Consider the following 14,278-nt stretch of genomic DNA (forward strand, 5'->3'; position numbering starts at 1 on the left):
AGTTTCACGCGAACTGATTACTTTTTGGCCTGGGTCTTGCTACCCTTGCCTTCGAGCGCCTGTATGCGTTCCTGCGCCTTTGTCCACCACTTGCTGTGCGGCTGCGCCAGGTTTGAGAACTGTTTCCAGTTCTCAAGGGCGCCTTTCTTGTCGCCCGTCTTCTCAAGCGCGAGCGCGAGCCCGTAGTAGGCGTAGGCGAAGTTGGGGTTCATCTCTATCGCCTTTTTCTGGCTCTCCACGGCCTTGTCATAGGCCCCCTTGTCATAGAAAGCGAAGCCGAGGTTGTTGTACGCCTCCGCGCTTTGCGGGTTATAGGTGAGGACAGTCTCGTACTCTTTTATGGCCTCGTCAAGCTCCCCTTTCAAGGAATGCTGCACTCCTTTTTCGAAATGCTCCTTGCCGGGGTCTGCCTGGGCCGCCTCCTGGCCGGGGGCGTTCTGCGCCTGCTCCCCCTTGGAGCAGCCGTAAGGGGCGACCAGAAAAATCGATGCCAAAGCTGAAAACGCCGTAGCCGACAAAAGCCTTTTGAAAAAAACAGAGCTACACATATTCCTCCTATGGCGTGAAAGGGTATTTGCGTGGATACTAACAGAACCCGGTGGGAAAATCAACGCAAATCAGCCATATGCCCCGCCCCCCGATGCTCCGAAAAAATATTTCACCTCCAGTTTTTTTCGTGATATACATAGTTTCAGGGCACAAGTCCGCTTTGCCAGGCGGCACCAGGCATTACGCCCATGATTCTCAGGATGGATGGAGATGGGGAAGATAAAGGAGCTTGAAAGGTCGGCCAGGTTCGATCTGCAGATACTCGGACGGCTGAGTATCGAGGGCTCTGCCACGGCGGACTCCTGCCTCTGCAATACGATAAATATATCCGTAACAGGCGCGCTCATTGAGACAGGCTTTGCCGTTCCATCTGGCGCGCTTATCCGCTACTCCTTCACTATTCCGGGGACCGACAGGACGGTCGATGTCGCAGGCGAGGTCGTAAGGGCTGAGGTGAGCTCTGAGACCATGAGGCGGACAAGGTCATCCGGAGAGGCACCCAGGAAACTACAGCGTTACGGCATAATGTTCCTCGACCTCAGCCACGAGGACAGGACCGCTATCGAAGACTTCCTCGGTTTTTACAGGAAGAGAAGCATGGAACAGCCAAAGGCCTGACCCCGCCCTTTTCTAAAATCCTGAAATAATCGAGGTTTGATTCAGGCTCGTCCGGCAAGGGCTGCAACCGCCTGCCTTACGTCCTGGATGGCTACTCCGGTCTCTATGCAGTAGCCACGGGGCCTTTTGTTGACGATCGCGAATACGGGCAGGGGATAGGCGTCCTGGAGGCCGCTGGCGAGGTCCCTTTCGCAGGCGACCGCTATCACCGCGTCAGGCCTGTCCTCTATTACTTTTCTCCTGGCAACGGTGCCGCCCGTGGAGATGAAGAGGCTCACCCCGAACTCGTCGCACAAGGTAACGAGATCGCCTATCTCGCACTTCCCACAGCCCGCGCAGTTGCGGACGTTACGCGTGACCTTTATCTTGCAGTTGTCGAACTGTATGCAATGCGGCATGAGCAGGAGAAGGCGCTCTGGCCTGAACCTGCTTCCCATCATGCGCACCATCTGGTTGTTTATCTCTATAAAGGCATGCTCGATCCTGATCTTGGGTATCCTCAAGACCCCTCCGGCTACCGACATGACCGGAAGATATAGCTTCATTATGAGCCACCTGAGCCAGCCGGAGTAGAAAGGGACCCTGCCCTTCAGGGCCGCGTTCAGGATAAGGGCGCCTCCGCCGAAAAGCGCGGTCCCGGCAGCTGCCGTTACAGCCCCCAGTACCCAGGGAAGAGCCGGGTGGATGTTAATGAGCCCAATGGTGGGCACGTACCAGAAGAAGAAGCCGAAGGCCGCAACTGTAATGGCAAGGAGGAGGAGAAGGCCCGCGAAGACGCCCCTGCCCGGACGGTAGGCGACGCTTTCCGGGCTGCCCTCCCAATTCTTTGAATTATACAAACCGCTCTCCTTTTGAGATCCTGTAGCCTTTGAGGAACTCGTTTGCGCTCATGCGCCTTTTGTTCTCGGGCTGCAATTCCGTTATCTCGAATACCCCAGCGCCGCAGGCAACGAGTATGCCTCTATCGGTGGAGCCTAAGACAGTGCCGGGCCCTGCGCCGGCAGGCAAGGTCGAATCCGCTACCCTGCCAATGTGTATCTTAAGGAGCCCCTTCCATGTAGTAAAAGCGCCCGGCCAGGGATACAGGCCCCTGACGCGGTCTTTTATCTCTTGCGCGTTCTTTGTCCAGTCTATCCTGCCGTCCTCTTTTTTGAGCATCGCGGCGTAGGTCGCAAGGGAGTTGTCCTGCGGTACCGGCTTTATCGCGCCTTCAAGAAGAAGGCCGATGGTCTTGCTCAAAAGGGGGGCCCCTTTTTCCGAAAGGGTCTTTAAAAGGTCCTCCGCCGTATCGTCTTCCCCGATGGCCACGCGCTCGCACAGAAGTACGCCCCCGGTATCCATGCCCTCGTCCAGGAGCATGGTACAGGCGCCTGTCTCCTTCTCACCGTTTATTATAGCCCAATTTATCGGGGCCGCACCCCTGTATTTGGGCAAAAGCGAGGCGTGGAGGTTCACACAGCCCATTGGGGGCAGCTTTAATATCGATGGCGGGAGTATCTTGCCGTAGGCTACTACCGCGATAAGCTCCGGAGCAAGCCCCGTCAATCTTTCCAGAAAGGCCTCGTCCCGTAGCTTTGCCGGCTCAAGGACAGGGATCCCGCTTGCCATGGCAAGCTCTTTTACCGGGCAGGACTTAGGCTCAAGCCCCCTTCCCCTGGGCTTGTCGGGCTGGGTTATGGCCGCGACAATATTATGGCCAGCCTCTATGAGCGCGCGCAAAGAGGGCACCGCGAACATAGGTGTGCCCATGAAGACTATCCTCGCCAAACGCCCACCCCTTAAAGCGCCCTCTCTTCGGCTTCCAGGGCCTTCTTGAGCTTCCGTTTTATCATCTCCCTTTTAAGCCTCGAAAGCCTGTCTATGAAGAGAATACCGTCGATGTGGTCTATCTCATGCTGAAGGGCGATGGCGAAAAGGCCGCCTGCCTTTATTTCGACCGGTTTGCCGTCCCTGTCAAGGGCCCTTACTTTAAGCCGGGAGGCTCGTTCCACGTCCGCGGTAAAGCCGGGCACGCTCAGGCAACCTTCCTCGTAGACGGTCTCGCCTTCCGCCGAGACTATCTCAGGGTTTACCAGCGCTACAAGGTTCTTGCCCTTTACACGCTCATTCTCCTCTTCACCGGGGACGTCAAGGACTATGACCCTTTTGTCGACACCTACCTGCACAGAGGCAAGACCGATGCCCTTGGCGACGTACATGGTCTCTACCATGTCGTCTATGAGCTTTCTTATGCCGTCATCGACCTTATCGACAGGTGTAGCCTTGGTCTTGAGGAACGGGTCTGGGTATTTTAGGATATTAAGTATCATGCTATATTATCTGTCATTTCAGGGCAGATGACCGGATCAGCCTGCCCTTTATCAAATTATGATAATACATGGGCATATCCATTGTAAAGTCGGGAATTTGAAGCAACTGGAAAACCTTGAAGTTTAAGGATAAGAGAGTTTACATGAAAAAAGCCCGCGTGGGATTTTCCACGCGGGCTTTTCAGGTCCTGCCGTCAGGCAGCCCTTCTCCCCCGCTCCCTTTCCTCCGCGGCCGCGGCGCCTACGGTGGTCGTCTCTTTAGAGCGGCCTACATACCCGCCAAAGACAGCCGCTACGGCGGTGATGAGCAGCGCGAAGAAGCCCCAGAGCGAAGCCCTGGAAGCTGTATCAAGGGCGTTCTGTGCCATCTCAGGGGTAATTCCCGGAACCTCGCCGAGGATCATCGAAGCGCTCCTGCCGATTATGCCGGCAAAGGAGCTTATGAGCCCGCCGGCCGCCGTGGTCATGAGATAAAAGGCCGTAAAGGTAAACAGAGCCCATACCACAAGACCATGAAGGCCGCTTTTAAGCTTATCGGTGATCCCGGAGATCCTGCTGGTGACCCAGCCGCCCAGGAAGAGCGATACAAGGCTTACCGCGAGGATATAGATCCCTGTACCAATGCCGACAGCCCCGAAGCCTCCCTCTGTCATGGGATTCAGGATGCCAAATCCGATGCCCATGCCGAGAAGCATCCAAAGGAGCTGGTTGCCGAGGGCGACCAGTGTGCCGGCAAATATGCCACCCCATGAGACACGGAAGTACCATGGCTCGTATTTGTACATGCCGGGGGTACCGGTCTCTGATATGTATGCCATAACAACCTCCTTTTTTCCTATATGTTACATCTACTTAGACACCTATTATAATTTTATAGCAGGTACAAAAGGGTGTCAAATCGAGGCGAATCGTTTTTCCGGGGATGGAAAGGGTCAGACGGCGGTGGCAGGGTCCATGTCTATAGAGAGCGAGACCGTTTGCTTTGACTTTTCAAAGTGCGCCTTCAGGGCGCCGATAAGAGAGTGGAGGGCGTTTATTTCCTTGCCTTTAAAGAGTATCTGCCATCTGTAGCGGTTTTTGACCTTCTGGACAAGGGCCGGGGCAGGCCCGAGCGCGATTATCCCGAGTTTTTTAGAGATTATAAGCTTTTCAGCGGCCGCCTTTAAGGCCGCGGCTGCCTTTACGACCTCATCTTCTTTTCTCCCCTCGAACCTGAGGGCGCAAAGGCGGGCAAAGGGAGGGTAGAGGAGCTCTTTTCTTAATTCCAACTCGTGAGTAAAGAAGGTGTCGTAATCATGGCTGGGAATAGAACTGAAGCAGTAATTGCCGGGGTTAAGGGTCTGGATAACGACATGGCCGGGATCGCTCCCCCTCCCGGCCCTGCCAGCGGCCTGGGTTATGAGCTGGAATGTCCTCTCAGAGGACCTGAAGTCAGGGATGTTCAAAGAGGTGTCCCCGGATATTACCCCTACCAGGGTGACCCCGGGGAAGTGATGGCCCTTGGAGGCCATCTGGGTGCCTATGAGCACGTCCAGCCTCTTGCTCTCGACATCGTCTATTATCCTTTTCGCGGCCCCCTTCGCCGAGGCCGTATCCCGGTCAAGCCTGCCTGCCTTTGCCTCGGGCAGGAGCTTTGACACCTCTTCTTCTACCCTTTCCGTACCAGGCCCGGGGGTGATCAGGTTTACCCCGGAGCAGGTCGGGCAAAGGTCCGGGACAGGCACGGAGAGGTCGCAGTAATGGCAAAGGAGCTTTTTTTGCCCCTTGTGGAGCGTGAGGGTTACAGAGCAGTTGAGGCAGGCGAACTGGTGGCCGCAGTCCCTGCATAGAAGAGAGCTTCCGTAGCCACGCCTGTTAAGAAATAGGAGCGCCTGTCTGCCGGAGCCGACGGTTTCTTTTAAAAGAGAGGCGAGGCGCTCGGAGATGACCTCTTTTCGCCCCCGCATGTCGAGCAGCTCTACGGTCGGCAGCTCCCGTGAGTCAACCCTGTTCTTTATGACGAGCGGGGTAAGCTTCCCTGTATTGGCGTTATGGAATGTCTCTATCGACGGAGTGGCGGAGCCGAGGACGACGGTTATACCCAGGAGCTTGGCGAGCATCATGGCGGCGTCCCTGGCGTTGTACCGGACGCCTTCCTCCTGCTTGTAAGAGGTCTCGTGCTCCTCATCGACGATAATGAGCCCGAGGTCTTTAACGGGGGAGAAGAGCGCCGAGCGCGCCCCCACGACGATGTCGGCATCGCCCTCAAGGACCCTCCTCCACTCATCGAGCCGTTCTCCCTCGGAGAGGCCGCTGTGCGCAAGGGCCACCCTGCCGGGGAAAAGGGCCATCAGGTAGGCCGCCGGCCATGGGGTAAGCGCTATCTCGGGGGCCATGATTATAGCCTTCTTGCCGAGCCTTACCGCCTCTTCAAGCGCCTTTAGATATACAAGGGTCTTCCCGCTCCCGGTTACGCCATAGAGGAGGAATGGCGAGTAGCCGCCTTTGTTCAAGGCCTCTTTTATCCCGGTTATGGCGGCCTTCTGCTCAGGGTTCGGCTCAAATGGGGCCTCCCTTGGAGTAAAGCCGGAGAAGGGGTCTCTTCTCAAGCGTACCTCTTCTATACTTACAAGCCCCTTCTCCCTGAGCCTCTTTATCGCGTCCCATATGTCGCCCAGCTCACTCGTCAGATCGCCAAGGGCGGTCTTCTCATCCCTTTGCCTGAGCCGTTCATAGACCCGCTCCTGCATGGGAGAGTTCCTGAACACGGGCCTTTCTAACCCGGGGATAAGCGATACGAACTTTTCGGTCTTTTTTGTGCCGCCTCCCTGGATGCTCTCCTCTTCGGTCAAAAGCCCTTCTTTTTTAAGGCGCTCTATGGCGCTGTAGACGGGCCTGTCCATGAACCTTTTTTTAAGGGCCGATAGCGAGATGCCTTTTTTCGCGGCCTCCATGATATCGGCTTCAAGAGGCTTAAGTGTGCGCAGAGCGGTTGAGCCGGTAGATCTGATGGACCTTGAGCTTCGAAGATTTGCTGAGCCGGGGTGCGTTAAGGAGAGCACCTCTCCAAGTGGGGCGAAATAATACGATGACATCCATCTGAAGAACTTAAGGCGCGTCTCATCGAAGATGGGGACGGCGTCGAGTAAGTCTCTCAGGGGTTTTATCCCTTTTACGTCCGGGGGAGGGGAGCTGGACAGGTTTATTATATAGCCCGTTACCGACCTCTTTCCGAAGGGCACAAGGACGCGTTTGCCTACAGAGGCCTCTTTTTCAAGCTCCTCCGGGACGCTGTAGGTAAATGTGGATTCGACCGGGACTTCGACGGCTATTTCGGCAAAGCGTTTGCGCATGCGGGGATTATACTCAAGGAGACAGGCCTGAGGCGAGGTATTTATGGATGGACAGGGGCGCTACTCGACCCACTCGCCCTGGGTATCGTAATCGTGGGGCGCCTGGTCCTCGAACCTTGTGTACTCGTTCATGAAGGTGAGCCTTGCCGCTCCCGTTGGGCCGTTCCTCTGCTTGGCGATGATTATCTCGGCGCTCTTCCTTATGCCGCAGGTGCAAAGGTCGGCGGGGCATTCGCATTTCTTGTAGACGCCCTCCCTGTAGACGAACATGACCACGTCCGCGTCCTGCTCGATGGCGCCGGATTCTCGTAAGTCCGAGAGCTGCGGGATGTTGCCTTCCCTCTGCTCCGCCCGCCTGGAAAGCTGGGAGAGGGCGACTATCGGGACATGGAGCTCCTTTGCCATCGCCTTGAGAGACCTCGATATGTCGGATATCTCCTGCTCCCTGTTGTCCTTTCCCTGCTTCCCGCGCATGAGCTGCAGATAGTCGATGACGACGAGCTTTATGCCGAACTCCTCTTTCCACCGCCTGGCCTTCGCCCTCATCTCAAGTACCGTCTGCGCAGGCGTGTCGTCTATGAAGATGGGCGCCTCGTAAAGGGTGCCTACGGCGGTGGTGAGCTTGCCCCAGTCCTCGTCCTTCAAAAACCCGTTCCTGAGCTTCTGGAGGTCGATCCTGGCGCGGGAGGCGAGCATCCTCTGGACGAGCTGCTCCTTGCTCATCTCAAGCGAGAATACAGCCACAGGGGAGGCGGCGTCTATGGCCGCGTTCTCTGCCACGTTAAGGGCGAAAGAGGTCTTCCCCATGCCCGGCCTTCCGGCTATGATGATGAGGTCGGAGTCCTGGAGGCCTGCCGTAAGCTTGTCGATCTCTCTAAAGCCGGTGGCGATGCCCGTGACATGGCTTTTGCGCTCGTAGAGCTTCTCTATCGTCTCGAAGGCGTCCTTTATTATGTCCTTGAGGGCGAAAAAGGACTTCTTGGCCCGATCCTGCGCTATCTGGAATATCTTCTGCTCTGCCTGGTCGATGAAGTCGTCGGCGTTCTCCACGCCCTCGTAGCCGGAGGTCGCGATATCGGTAGCCGCGCCGATGATCCGCCGTATTATCGACTTGCTCTTCACTATCCTGGCATAGTACATGATGTTGGCGGCTGTAGGCGTGGTGTCGACGAGCTCGATGATATAAGGAATGCCGCCTACCGAGGAGAGCTCGTCTGTGCCCTTGAAGAGGTCCGAGAGCGTGACCGCGTCTATCGGGGTGCTCCTCTCGAAGAGCTTTACCATGCCCCTGAAGAGCTTGGAGTGGGCGCCATGGTAGAAGTCCTCGGGGGAGAGCAGCTCTATTACCTTTGTTATGGAGTCCTTCTCAAGGAGGATGCCGCCAAGGACGGACTGCTCCGCCTCAAGGTTGTGCGGCGGGACCTTGTGAGTGATCTCTCGTGTGACCTGGATAGCCATTGGGAAGACCGTGGAGCCTCACCCGTACCATCCGGTACGGGTGAGGCCTTAGGGGTAAAAGGTGGTTAATCTTCTTTAACTACGTTGACGGTAATGTTCGCGGCTACTCCGGGATGGAGCTTTATGGCCACGTTGAACTGGCCGAGGCTCTTTATGTGCTCATCGAGGACGATGTTCTTCCTCTCGATCTCGAAGCCCTGGGCCTTGAGCCCTTCCTCTATGTCGTGCGCCGTGACCGAGCCGAACATCTTGTCCTCTTCGGATGTCTTCCTCGAAAAGCTTAAGGATACGGCGTCAAGCCTGGCCTTCAGGGTCGAGGCATGGTCCTTTTTCACCTGCATCTTATTGAGGTAAGCTTCCTTTTCAGCTTCGAACTGCCTTATGTTGCCTGCGGTAGCGGCGGTGGCCATCCCCTGGGGAATGAGAAAGTTCCTGGCGTATCCTGGCGCGACCTTTACCACGTCTCCGTATGTGCCGAGGTTCTCGACCTCTTTTTTAAGTATCACCCTCATGACTGATAGCTCCCTAAATGCTGGTAGTGGTAAAAGGCAGTATGGCGAGGTTCCGCGCCCTCTTTATGGCGCTGCATACTACCCTCTGGTGCTTGGCGCAGGTCCCGGATATCCTCCTGGGCACTATCCTGCCCTTCTCGGTTACATAGCCCCTCAAGGCCTTCGCGTCCTTGTAGTCTATCGTGAGACCCTTGGTCTTGCAGAAACGGCAGACCTTCTTCTTGTGGTAGGGCCTCCTGTCAGGGCGGCCTCCCGGCCTTGACGGCCTCTCAGGCCTCGACGGCCTGTCCGTTCTTATGGGTCTTTCCGGTCTCTCGTCAGCCATTAGCCTGACCTCCTTCCGCTGAAGTTTGCGCGGCAGGGGCGGCCTGCGCGGGCTTTTCCGCCTGCTCCGCCTGCTTTGTGGCGATGACCTTTATGGTCTGATAGCGGAGTACGTCCTCGTTGAGCTTCATAAGCCTTTCGACCTCTTTGCTGGCCTCGGGCGAGCTCGTGTAATCGAGGACAAAGTAGTAGCCCTCTCCCTTCTTCTGAATGGGGTAGGCGAGCTTCCTTCTTCCCCACTCATCGACCCTGGCGATGATCCCGCCGGCGCCTTCGAGCGACGACGTGGCCTTCTGGATGATGCCCTTTATGGCATCCTCCGCGATGTCGGGCCGGACAACGCAGACTGTCTCGTACCTGTTCATGCTCCCTCCTTCTGGTACCCCGCCAAAAAAAAGCGGGTCTGTCCCGTTTTTACAGGACAAGGTGGTGGTTGATATATGCCGGCCATGGGCCGGGTGCATAGCCCCTATGCACTTATGGAAACAGATTTTATACTATTTTTTAAGGGTGAGCGCAAGTCTTATCTGTTTATTGTAATCCTGGGGCGGTCCATGGAGGCGGTAACGTTTTGAATTTAAAAAGGAATTTTAGTGTGTCCCGGCCGGCCTGGAGGGGTTCAGGCCGATGGTGCCCTGTGAGCCATGGCTTTTCGCTTGAAAAGCTCTTTATGCTTGGCGAGGTAATAAACGATGGCGATGTTAAGCAGCAGGATGGCGACCCTCAGTACCGTGACCTTCTCTATCACCTCGTATAGCTCGAAGGGGATGAAAAGGCCGGTGGCCACGACCGTGAGCCATTCGGCCCAGCGCTGCCTGAAGTGCAATCCCGCGGCCTCGATGATATTCATGACCCCGAAGGCGAATATGCCGGCGGTTATCCAGATGAACATGCCGTTGCCAAGGACGCCTGCCTTCTTGATGGCCGAGCTTATTATCTGGTGGTCGGTGTCGAGGTTCATACTCACCGCAAGAGAGGTGAACGTGTCTTCTACAGAGTCGCCGAGGTGGTTCAGGAGGCTTATGGAGAGGGCCAGTTCAAAGAGGCCGATGAGCCCCTTGTAGGCTATGATGAACTTGAGGAACTTTTCGCCCTTTTTTTTCTTCTTCATCTCGTGCCTGTCATACCGGGCGGGCGGACCCTTATGCCCTTGCTCTGGAGATATTCCTTTGTCTCGGGTATGGTGAAGACCCCGAAGTGGAATATCGAGGCGGCAAGGGCCGCGTCGGCGCGCCCCTTTGTGAATGCCTCGTAGATATGCTCGAGAGTGCCGGCCCCGCCTGAGGCTATGACCGGTATGGAGGTATTAAGCGAGACCTCGCTGGTAAGGTCGAGGTCGTAGCCGTCCTTTCTGCCGTCCCTGTCCATGCTTGTAAGGAGTATCTCGCCTGCGCCGAGGGACTCTACCTTCTTCGCCCATTCCACCACGTCCAGCCCCCGGGCCTTCCTGCCGCCGTGGGTATAGACCTCCCAGCCGCCTCCGGCCTTTCTCTTGGCGTCTATCGCGACCACGATGCACTGGCTGCCGAAGCGCTCAGAGGCGCGTCTTACGAACTCCGGGTCCTCGACCGCCGTCGTGTTTATAGAGACCTTGTCGGTGCCGGAGCGAAGTAGCTCCTTTATATCATCAAGGGTCCTTATGCCGCCTCCGACGGTAAGAGGCATGAAGACCTCAGAGGCGGTCTCCTCGACCACGTCGAGAATGGTCTTCCTCTTCTCGTGAGAGGCCGTGATGTCGAGGAATACGAGCTCGTCAGCCCCCTGCTCCTCGTAGGCCTTGGCCGCGTCCACCGGGTCGCCGGCGTCCTTGAGCTCGACGAAGCTTACGCCCTTCACTACCCGGCCGTCTTTCACGTCCAGGCATGGTATTATCCTCTTGGTAAGCACCTAAAGCCCCTTTGCCGCCTTTATCGCTTCCTTAAGGCGGATGTTCCCCGCGTAGAGGGCCTTGCCGATGATCATGCCCTCAAGGGCAACACCCCTGTAAGACTCTATGTCCTTTAGCGACGATATGCCGCCGGAGGCCACGACCGGGATGCTGACGCTTTCTGCCATCTCCCGTGTAGCCTCGACGTTAGGGCCGGCAAGCATGCCGTCCTTTGATATGTCGGTATAGATGATAGAGGCTACACCCGCCCCTTCGAGCTTCCTGGCAAGGTCAGTAGCCCTCTCGGAGGTGACTGTGACCCAGCCCTTTATCGCCACCTTGCCGTCCTTGGCGTCTATGCCGACCGCGACCCTCCCGGGGTACTTGCGCGTAAGGGTATTGACGAAGGCCGGGTTCTCGTAGGCGGCTGTGCCGATTATTATCCTCTTTACGTGCGGTATGGCGAGGTAGGTCTCGGCTGTCTTTACGTCCCTTATGCCGCCGCCTATCTGGACCGGCACCCCGGTCTTCTCGATGATCTTTTTTATGACAGGCAGGTTCCTGGCGTTGCCCTCGACCGCGCCGTCGAGGTCGACGAGGTGTATTACTTCAGCGCCCTCGGACTCCCACCTCTTCGCCACCTCCCAGGGCTCGTCAGAATAGACCGTCTCGGCGTCCATCCTGCCCTGCGTCAGGCGCACGCACCTGCCGTTTTTTATGTCTATGGCCGGGAATATGAGCATATTATATTCTCTCCTTAGCGCATCTGGCTAAAGTTCTTTAGCACCTTAAGCCCCGCCCTCTGGCTCTTTTCAGGGTGGAACTGGCAGGCCATTATATTATCCTTCTGAACGCTGCTGGTAAATTCCACGCCGTACCCGGTCGTCGTGAGGTTTATAGACCTGTCCTCAGGGACCGCGTAGTAGGAGTGGACGAAGTAGAAGAAGGTCTTATCATCGATGCCTTCGAGCAGCAGGGAGTCCTTGCATCTTGTTGCCTCGTTCCAGCCCATGTGCGGCACCTTTAACGCCCTGTCCTCCGGGAACCTGACCACCCTGCCTTTCAATACGCCGAGCCCCCGGTGGAGGCCGAACTCCGTAGATTCCTCGAAGAGGAGCTGGAGGCCGAGGCATATGCCGAGGAAAGGCTTGCCCTTTTCAATGGATTTGATGATGGGCTCTACGAGGCCGTAATCCTCGAGGTTCTTCATGCAGTCCTTGAAGGCGCCGACACCCGGGAGGACTACATGGCTCGCGTCAAGGATTGCGCGCGGGTCGCGCGTTGCAACCGCGGTAGCGCCGACCTTCTCGAAGCCCTTGGCCACGCTCCGGAGGTTTCCCATGTCGTAGTCGATTATAGCTATCATCAGGTATTACAGCTTGCCCTTTGTGGAGAGCACCCCTTTTATCCTGGGGTCTTTAGAGACCGCCGAGCCCAGGGCCCTGCCAAGGGCCTTGTAGACCGACTCGATTGCGTGGTGGATGTCCTCGCCGTAATGGAGGGTTATATGGAGGTCGAGCCCGGCGCTGTTTGAAAGGGCCTTCATGAACTCCTTCATGAGGCCGACATCAAAGGTCTTCTCCACGCTGCCCAGCTTTAAAGACGAATATACCCCGTTTTGCGATAACGCGGCCTTCTCGGAGTTGAACTTGAAGTACGGCCTGTTGCTTATGTCGAGGACAACGGTAGAGAGCGCGTCCATCATCGGCACGGTAGAGGTGGCGCACCTGCGGATGCCGGAGTTGTCGCCAAGGGCCTTCTTTACCGCCTCTCCGAGGCTTATCCCGGCGTCCTCGACCGTGTGGTGGAAGTCGACCTCCACGTCGCCCTTTGCCCGGAGCTTCAGATCGATCAGGCCGTGCCTGGCGAAGTTCGTGAGCATGTGGTCGAAGAAGGGGAGCGGGGTCTTTACATCCGCTTTGCCCGACCCGTCGAGGTTCACCTCTACTGTTATCTCGGTCTCCCTGGTCTTCCTGGCTATCTTTGCCTTGCGGGCCATAGGCGTTAACCGTCCTTTATTTTTTCCGCTTGAGCCTTGCCGCCGCGCTAAGTCCGTGGGCCTCAAGCCCTTCGAGCATGGCGAAGTCTTTGACGCTTTTCCCAAGCTTACAGAACGAATCCTTTGAAAAGCCTATTACGCTCATCCTCTTAACGAAGTCGTAGACGCCGAGAGGGGATGAGAAGCGGGCCGTTCCTCCGGTTGGGAGGGTGTGGTTCGGGCCGGCGAGGTAGTCCCCGGCGGCCTCCGGGGTGTAAGGGCCTAAAAAGACCGCGCCCGCGTTCTTTATGAGGCCAAGAAGCTCGAATGGGCGCTCGATGAAAAGTTCAAGGTGCTCAGGGGCTATGTTGTTCGATATCGTGGCCGCATCTTCAAGGCCCCCGGCAACTATTATGATGCCGTACCTTTCGATAGAGGTCCTGGCTATCTCTTTACGCTTGAGCCTCTTAAGCTGTTTTTCGACCTCAGCGGATACGGCCTTCGCCATTTTGGCGGAGGTAGTGATGAGCATGCTTGAGGCGAGCTCGTCATGCTCCGCCTGCGAAAGCAGGTCTGCCGCTATCCAGGAGGCGTCCCCGGAGCCGTCGTTTATTATGAGTATCTCGCTCGGCCCGGCTATCATGTCTATATCGACAGCGCCGAATACCAGCCTCTTTGCGGTGGCGACAAAGATATTGCCCGGGCCTGTTATCTTGTCGACTTTGGGTATCGACTTCGTCCCGTAGGCAAGCGCTGCGATGGAGTGCGCCCCGCCTACCCTGAATACCCTGTCGACCCCGGAGATCTTTGCAGCGGCAAGCACAAGAGGGTTTATTCCGTCACGCCCCGGAGGGGTGGCCATTATTATCTCGTTTACGCCGGCGACCCTGGCGGGTATGGCGTTCATGAGGACGGTGGAAGGGTAGGCGGCCTTGCCTCCTGGCACGTATATGCCTGCCCGTTCAAGGGGGGTTATCCTTGAGCCAAGTATGGCGCCGTCCTTATCGGTAGTGAACCAGGAGTTCTCTACCTGCCCTTTGTGGAATGAATGGATGCGGGATGCGGCAAGCTCAAGAAGGGCGATCTCTTCTTCCGGGACCGACCTCAATGCCTTGTTTATCTCGGCCTCCGTGACCTCGAGCCTTCCGGCTACATCCGCCCTGTCGAACTTGCGTGTGTACTCGACGAGGGCCTCGTCGCCACGGGCCCTTACGGCGGCGATTATCTCCTTTACGGCTTCTTCGGCCTGAGAGGAGTCCTCGTCGCCTCTTTTTAGTATGGAGGCAAGAAGAGAGGGGAAAGACTTATCTTTTGATGCGACTATTCTCATA

General features: G+C 56.7%; 17 protein-coding genes. 1 reads left to right on the forward strand and 16 read right to left on the reverse strand.

Annotated elements, in window-relative coordinates:
- Positions 1–17 precede the first annotated feature (17 nt).
- The gene (locus tag A2V21_309000) at positions 18–494 is read right to left on the reverse strand and encodes a hypothetical protein (GenBank protein ID OIJ74382.1); all 477 of its coding nucleotides are present in this window, start codon (positions 492–494) and stop codon (positions 18–20) included.
- Positions 495–753: 259 nt separating this feature from the next.
- Here A2V21_309000 and A2V21_309005 point away from each other — a divergent pair, with 259 nt between their 5' ends.
- Positions 754–1,167 carry a hypothetical protein gene (locus A2V21_309005; GenBank protein ID OIJ74383.1) on the forward strand — a complete coding sequence of 138 codons (414 nt, stop codon included), beginning with the start codon at positions 754–756 and terminating at the stop codon, positions 1,165–1,167.
- 41 nt (positions 1,168–1,208) lie between these two features.
- Here the strand turns inward: A2V21_309005 and A2V21_309010 are convergent, their stop codons facing one another.
- The 15 genes from A2V21_309010 to A2V21_309080 all read right to left on the reverse strand — a co-directional run bounded on the left by A2V21_309010 (position 1,209) and on the right by A2V21_309080 (position 14,277).
- Positions 1,209–2,006, reverse strand: coding sequence for a hypothetical protein (locus A2V21_309010; protein OIJ74384.1), 798 nt, complete (start codon positions 2,004–2,006; stop codon positions 1,209–1,211).
- Entirely contained in the window at positions 1,999–2,916 is a 918-nt protein-coding gene (locus A2V21_309015) for a methionyl-tRNA formyltransferase (GenBank protein OIJ75133.1), read from the reverse strand. Before A2V21_309015 ends, A2V21_309010 begins: the two co-directional genes overlap by 8 nt.
- Before the next feature lie 29 nt (positions 2,917–2,945).
- Complete coding sequence (locus A2V21_309020; protein ID OIJ74385.1) at positions 2,946–3,476, reverse strand: peptide deformylase; 531 nt, start codon at positions 3,474–3,476, stop codon at positions 2,946–2,948.
- A 194-nt stretch (positions 3,477–3,670) separates the two neighbouring features.
- On the reverse strand, positions 3,671–4,294 hold the full coding sequence (locus A2V21_309025; protein ID OIJ74386.1) for a hypothetical protein: 624 nt from the start codon (positions 4,292–4,294) through the stop codon (positions 3,671–3,673).
- Positions 4,295–4,408: 114 nt separating this feature from the next.
- Positions 4,409–6,808: a primosomal protein N' gene (locus A2V21_309030; GenBank protein ID OIJ74387.1), complete on the reverse strand. Its 2,400-nt coding sequence runs from the start codon at positions 6,806–6,808 to the stop codon at positions 4,409–4,411.
- Positions 6,809–6,868: 60 nt separating this feature from the next.
- Positions 6,869–8,266, reverse strand: coding sequence for a replicative DNA helicase (locus tag A2V21_309035; GenBank protein ID OIJ74388.1), 1,398 nt, complete (start codon positions 8,264–8,266; stop codon positions 6,869–6,871).
- A gap of 65 nt (positions 8,267–8,331) precedes the next feature.
- A complete protein-coding gene (locus A2V21_309040) occupies positions 8,332–8,778 on the reverse strand; it encodes a 50S ribosomal protein L9 (protein OIJ74389.1) in 447 nt (148 codons plus the stop codon).
- 13 nt (positions 8,779–8,791) lie between these two features.
- Positions 8,792–9,103, reverse strand: a complete 312-nt coding sequence (locus A2V21_309045; protein ID OIJ74390.1) for a 30S ribosomal protein S18 — start codon at positions 9,101–9,103, stop codon at positions 8,792–8,794.
- Complete coding sequence (locus A2V21_309050; protein OIJ74391.1) at positions 9,096–9,467, reverse strand: 30S ribosomal protein S6; 372 nt, start codon at positions 9,465–9,467, stop codon at positions 9,096–9,098. Before A2V21_309050 ends, A2V21_309045 begins: the two co-directional genes overlap by 8 nt.
- A gap of 254 nt (positions 9,468–9,721) precedes the next feature.
- Positions 9,722–10,213 carry a hypothetical protein gene (locus A2V21_309055; protein OIJ74392.1) on the reverse strand — a complete coding sequence of 164 codons (492 nt, stop codon included), beginning with the start codon at positions 10,211–10,213 and terminating at the stop codon, positions 9,722–9,724.
- Complete coding sequence (locus tag A2V21_309060) at positions 10,210–10,989, reverse strand: imidazole glycerol phosphate synthase subunit HisF (GenBank protein OIJ74393.1); 780 nt, start codon at positions 10,987–10,989, stop codon at positions 10,210–10,212. The genes A2V21_309055 and A2V21_309060 overlap by 4 nt, the downstream gene beginning before the upstream one ends.
- A complete protein-coding gene (locus tag A2V21_309065) occupies positions 10,990–11,712 on the reverse strand; it encodes a 1-(5-phosphoribosyl)-5-[(5-phosphoribosylamino)methylideneamino]imidazole-4-carboxamide isomerase (protein OIJ74394.1) in 723 nt (240 codons plus the stop codon).
- Positions 11,713–11,726: 14 nt separating this feature from the next.
- Positions 11,727–12,335, reverse strand: coding sequence for an imidazole glycerol phosphate synthase, glutamine amidotransferase subunit (locus tag A2V21_309070; protein OIJ74395.1), 609 nt, complete (start codon positions 12,333–12,335; stop codon positions 11,727–11,729).
- Positions 12,336–12,341: 6 nt separating this feature from the next.
- Positions 12,342–12,968 (reverse strand): imidazoleglycerol-phosphate dehydratase, encoded by a 627-nt coding sequence (gene hisB, locus A2V21_309075; protein ID OIJ74396.1) that lies wholly within the window; start codon positions 12,966–12,968, stop codon positions 12,342–12,344.
- Positions 12,969–12,984: 16 nt separating this feature from the next.
- Positions 12,985–14,277: a histidinol dehydrogenase gene (locus A2V21_309080; protein ID OIJ74397.1), complete on the reverse strand. Its 1,293-nt coding sequence runs from the start codon at positions 14,275–14,277 to the stop codon at positions 12,985–12,987.
- Between the last annotated feature and the right edge of the window lies 1 nt (position 14,278).

It is taken from the genome of Deltaproteobacteria bacterium GWC2_55_46 (assembly GCA_001595385.3).
Classification (GTDB): domain Bacteria; phylum Desulfobacterota; class GWC2-55-46; order GWC2-55-46; family GWC2-55-46; genus UBA5799.

Bases quoted from the DNA above. Each gene is read 5' to 3' on its own strand.
- A2V21_309080 (OIJ74397.1), bottom strand. From the start codon at position 14,277: ATGAGAATAGTCGCATCAAAAGATAAGTCTTTCCCCTCTCTTCTTGCC.
- A2V21_309045 (OIJ74390.1), bottom strand. From the start codon at position 9,103: ATGGCTGACGAGAGACCGGAAAGACCCATAAGAACGGACAGGCCGTCG.
- A2V21_309015 (OIJ75133.1), bottom strand. From the start codon at position 2,916: ATGGGCACACCTATGTTCGCGGTGCCCTCTTTGCGCGCGCTCATAGAG.
- A2V21_309020 (OIJ74385.1), bottom strand. From the start codon at position 3,476: ATGATACTTAATATCCTAAAATACCCAGACCCGTTCCTCAAGACCAAG.
- A2V21_309050 (OIJ74391.1), bottom strand. From the start codon at position 9,467: ATGAACAGGTACGAGACAGTCTGCGTTGTCCGGCCCGACATCGCGGAG.
- A2V21_309025 (OIJ74386.1), bottom strand. From the start codon at position 4,294: ATGGCATACATATCAGAGACCGGTACCCCCGGCATGTACAAATACGAG.
- A2V21_309070 (OIJ74395.1), bottom strand. From the start codon at position 12,335: ATGATAGCTATAATCGACTACGACATGGGAAACCTCCGGAGCGTGGCC.
- A2V21_309030 (OIJ74387.1), bottom strand. From the start codon at position 6,808: ATGCGCAAACGCTTTGCCGAAATAGCCGTCGAAGTCCCGGTCGAATCC.
- A2V21_309055 (OIJ74392.1), bottom strand. From the start codon at position 10,213: ATGAAGAAGAAAAAAAAGGGCGAAAAGTTCCTCAAGTTCATCATAGCC.
- A2V21_309005 (OIJ74383.1), top strand. From the start codon at position 754: ATGGAGATGGGGAAGATAAAGGAGCTTGAAAGGTCGGCCAGGTTCGAT.
- A2V21_309040 (OIJ74389.1), bottom strand. From the start codon at position 8,778: ATGAGGGTGATACTTAAAAAAGAGGTCGAGAACCTCGGCACATACGGA.
- A2V21_309065 (OIJ74394.1), bottom strand. From the start codon at position 11,712: ATGCTCATATTCCCGGCCATAGACATAAAAAACGGCAGGTGCGTGCGC.
- hisB (OIJ74396.1), bottom strand. From the start codon at position 12,968: ATGGCCCGCAAGGCAAAGATAGCCAGGAAGACCAGGGAGACCGAGATA.
- A2V21_309035 (OIJ74388.1), bottom strand. From the start codon at position 8,266: ATGGCTATCCAGGTCACACGAGAGATCACTCACAAGGTCCCGCCGCAC.